The following is a 4084-nucleotide window of genomic DNA, read 5'->3' as shown; positions in this document are numbered from 1 at the left end:
TTCTCCGCCTACGGAACGGTCCATTCGTTGGCGGCTCCCGGCACGCCTGCGAGCGAGGTAGGGCTGGTGCGTTCTTCGGGCCTCGGCTGGACGGACACCTACACAGCGGCGCCGCTGCTGAGCACCACTGGCAGCCTCGGTTACACGCTGGGCGAGGGCGGGCCGTTCGACACCGTCAAGATGGAGCGCCATCTCGACACGCAGGAAGCGCTGTTCTGTGCTGCCAAACCCATCGTGCTGGCGGTGGCCGCAGCTACGGAAGCAGCGCGACCAAAGGCCGGGGATATCCGCGCCTTTATCATTGAACCGGGCACGGTCGTGGTCATGCATAAGGGCACCTGGCACGATGCCTGCCGGGGCATCGACGAGCCGACGCATTACTACTGGATGGCGACGTGCGGCGGCGGCTCCGTCTGGGTCGATATCGAGGGCGGGCCGGTGCATGTGACAGCGGCGGGCCGCTTCGATGCCTGAGGCAAGAACCGCCTTCTTTATCGGGGATGTCGCTCTCGACGACTATTTCACCGCCGAGCGCTGGCCCGACATTGCCGACAAGGCCTTGGTCCGGGAGGCGAAGAGCTATGTTGGCGGTATGATCGCCAACGCGGCGAGCGTCCATGCCGGGCTTGGTGGGCGCACGGAATTCATCTCGCTGCTCAACGACAGCCAGTTGTCCGCGCGGCTGTGCATGGCGCTGAACGAGACCGGCGTTTCGACACGGCATATGCTGCATGATCCGTCGCTGGCGGATTCGCGCAACCTGATCTTCCTGGTCGGCGACGAGCATGTGGTTCTGATCATCGAGATGGGCAACCAGCCGATGCAGCTGACGCCCGAAGCGCTGGCCGGCCTGCGCACGCCCGGCTACCTCTATATGAGCCTTGGCCGCACGAAGCGGCTGCGGGCCGAGGGGCTGCAGGGTAGGGAACTGCTGGCGGATTTCCGCCGCCATGGCCGCAAGCTGATCCTCGATCTCGACGTCGACGGTTTTTCGACTGGCGATCTTGATTACCTGCACAGCGCGGATGTGCTGATCATGAACCAGATCGGCTTCGGCCACGCCTTCGGCGACATCGATCTCGCCGGCATGAATGCGTGGATGCGGAAGCATCAGGTCGGCACGGTCATCCGCACGCTGGCCGCCGCCGGCGCGGAGGCGTTCGATGGGCAAGGTCGCATCGAGGTCCGGGGCTACAAGGTTCCCGTCATCGACGTGACCGGCGCCGGTGACACGTTTGGCGGCGCGCTGACCTATGCGCTCGGCGAAAACCTCAGCGTGCCCGAGGCGCTGGAACTGGCAATCGCTGCCGCCTCGCGTGCGGTCGCAATCGAGGGGCCGCAAGGCGGCGTCGCCTCGCTGGAAACGATCAAGCGGTTCCGAGCGGAGTTCGCGCGGAAGCGGAGCTAGTCTAAAGCGTGTCGCGATTTAAGGGATTCAGGATTCCCATTGATTTGAGTTCGTGATTCATTGCGGTTGAAAGGGAACCGCGATGGGCAAGCCGCTACCGCTTGAGTTGCGTCGGCGTGTTGTTGTACGTCGATGAGGGACATGGTCACCGCGATGCAGCGCGCCACTTCCGCGTTTCGCCTCGCTTTGTGAACAATTCCAACGTGCTGCGGAAATCTGCTGGGCGGCGTTGCCGTTGCCCTGAAGGAGACCCGCGCCACTATCCGCGTGATCGGCGTCCAGTCCGATGGCGCGGCCGGCCTCCACGACAGTTTCCATGCCGGCCTTATTCTGTCCCGTCCCGTCAGGACCAATGCAGAATGTCTGGCGCAACGGCAGCCTGCGGACTTTGCGTTCGCCGTCGTAAAGGCGTTTGCTCTCGGCCCACATCCTGTCGGAACCCGGTTCCGCCGCCGGCCTTGCCGCGCTCGAACATCACCCACGCCTGGCGACGCAGGGCGGCCCAATCGTGATCGTCGTGACGGGCGCGAACGTGGATGCGGCTGCGTTGGCCCGCATACTCTCGACGCGCAATCGCTAGGGATGCCGCCGCAGTGGCGCCTTCACAACGGCGGTTGCCCCGCTTGATAGCGCTGACCGCCGTCCTGTGACGGCACAATCTTGAACACATTGCGAGGGACTGGACATGTCGAGGCAATGGAGCTGTACGCAACCATATCCCTCAACACGGGCCGGCTGTCCGCAATCGCGGAGCAACTTTGCCAGCACGCCAGCGGAGACGTGGAAACCGACGTGCAGGCTTGTCGCGCCGATTCCATGGAGGTGATGCGCGACATAACGCGCCTTGTCGCACTGATTGCTTTGGCCGGCACGACGCCGCCGAGGAAGCCGCACTGACCACGAGCTCACCAGGACGCCAGATCTGGCGGCGCATGCCGCGCTGAAACCGTTGGAACCTGCGGCTTACCAAGCAGGCCGATTCCTGGATGGCAACTGCGGGCGTCCCGATAACCCCTTGGACCTCTGCCCTCGCAAGAAGCTGGTTCTCAAACCAACCGGCATCCACGATCAAAGCGCAGGCGAAAGCCGTCGTCGCCGCAACGGGCGGTGACGAATATCTTTCTGCTGTGCGGATGATCGGTTCTCGCGCCATCCCGACTTGACCGGCAAAGCTCAATTCTGTAATTGGTTATGACAACCATACCAAATGCGGCGGAGAGGCTGCTGGATGGCTGACGACAGGGAGGAGATCACATGAACCGACATCTGCATTCGATCTTGAGAACAGCTTTTGTTGCCGGCAGCTTTTCCGTGCTGGCGAATGCGGCCATGGCCGCCGATGCCTGCCAGACCGACCAGCCCGGTGCATTGCCGGCGGATTCCAAGGCACTGCTGGAAAAGGAATTGCCTGCCGCCGCACAGGCCGGCTTCGAAGGCTATGGCAGCCCGGTGGTTGCCAGTCCCTTTATCAATTTCAAGCCGGCCAATGGAAAGCCGTGGACCATCGGCTACAGCAACTCGTTCTCAGGTAATGCCTGGCGGGCCGCGGCCTTGGCGCATCTCCAGGCCGATGTGGAGCAATACAAGAAACTCGGCCTCGTCAAGGATCTGATCGTCACCGACTCCAATGGCGACGTCACAACGCAGATCCAGCAGATGCGTTCGATGATCCAGAAGGGCGTCGATCTCATCATCTCGATCCCGGGTTCGCCGACCGCAATGAACGGCGTCATCGACGAGGCCGCACAGGCCGGCATTCCGGTCATCACGCTGGCCGCCCCGGTCACGACCGCCAATGCCATCAACGTCGACACCAATGGCTACCTGATCGGCAAGACGATGGCACTCGGGCTTGTCCAGTTGCTGAACGGCAAGGGCAGCATCCTGACCGTCGAAGGCATTCCCGGCACCTCGGGCAGCGAATTGATCAAGGCCGGCGGCCAGGCGGTGTTCAAGAATTGCCCAGACATCAAGATCGTCGCCGACCTTGTCGGCCAATGGTCCGAATCCGCGGCCCAGACTGCCGTGCTGCAGCAGCTCTCGACCAATCCGGCCGAGATCAACGGCGTCTGGCAGCAGGGCTCGATGTTCATGGGCGTGACCAAGGCGCTGGAACAGGCCGGCCGGGCAGCGGTTCCGGTCACTGTCGGCAACCCTAACCAGAATTCACTCGCCTACTGGCATGACAATGCACCCAAGGGCTACAAGACCGTCGGCTCGTCCAATGCACCGGGCGCGGGCATGGATCTGGTGTTCCAGACCGGCATGCGCGTGCTGACGGGGCAGGGCCTGAAGGTTTCCAATGTCGTCGTGCGGCCGCCGCTGATCACCGCCGACACGCTCGGCCAGTGGTACAAGCCGGACTTCACGGTCGACTCGACCGGCGTCGGCGAGCCGCCGGCCGGCACCTGGATGCCAGACAGCGTGCTCGACGGCTATTTCACCAACCCGGCCCCGCTGCCGCAATAAGCCTCCCAAGGCCAAAGCCGGCACAGTCGCCTCAGCGAGGCGACCGTGCCAACATCACCACATTTCAAGACCGAGCAGTCGCCATGTCGAAATCCTACCTCGCCAGCGCCATCGAGATCCTGCAGCAGGTCGAGGCGACGCAAAGCGACAAGATCAGGACCGCGGCAGGCTGGATCGCCGACGCCATCGAGGCCGACGGCCTGGCGC

The 4084-nt window shown here is 63.4% G+C and carries 4 protein-coding genes; all 4 read left to right on the top strand.

Annotated features, from left to right (window positions below; genetic code table 11):
- The coding region (locus EN935_RS25285) for an ureidoglycolate lyase (RefSeq protein ID WP_127373722.1) at positions 1-474 on the top strand (474 nt) is incomplete at its 5' end.
- Complete coding sequence (locus tag EN935_RS25280; RefSeq protein WP_127263917.1) at positions 467-1408, top strand: carbohydrate kinase family protein; 942 nt, start codon at positions 467-469, stop codon at positions 1406-1408. The genes EN935_RS25285 and EN935_RS25280, both read left to right, overlap by 8 nt.
- Before the next feature lie 696 nt (positions 1409-2104).
- The gene (locus tag EN935_RS25270; RefSeq protein WP_127263919.1) at positions 2105-2305 is read left to right on the top strand and encodes a hypothetical protein; all 201 of its coding nucleotides are present in this window, start codon (positions 2105-2107) and stop codon (positions 2303-2305) included.
- A gap of 357 nt (positions 2306-2662) precedes the next feature.
- Complete coding sequence (locus EN935_RS25265) at positions 2663-3877, top strand: substrate-binding domain-containing protein (RefSeq protein ID WP_127263921.1); 1215 nt, start codon at positions 2663-2665, stop codon at positions 3875-3877.
- Positions 3878-4084: the final 207 nt, after the last annotated feature.

The organism is Mesorhizobium sp. M7D.F.Ca.US.004.03.1.1, assembly GCF_003998635.1.
GTDB lineage: Bacteria > Pseudomonadota > Alphaproteobacteria > Rhizobiales > Rhizobiaceae > Mesorhizobium > Mesorhizobium loti.
This window is presented reverse-complemented; position numbering and strand designations above follow the sequence as displayed.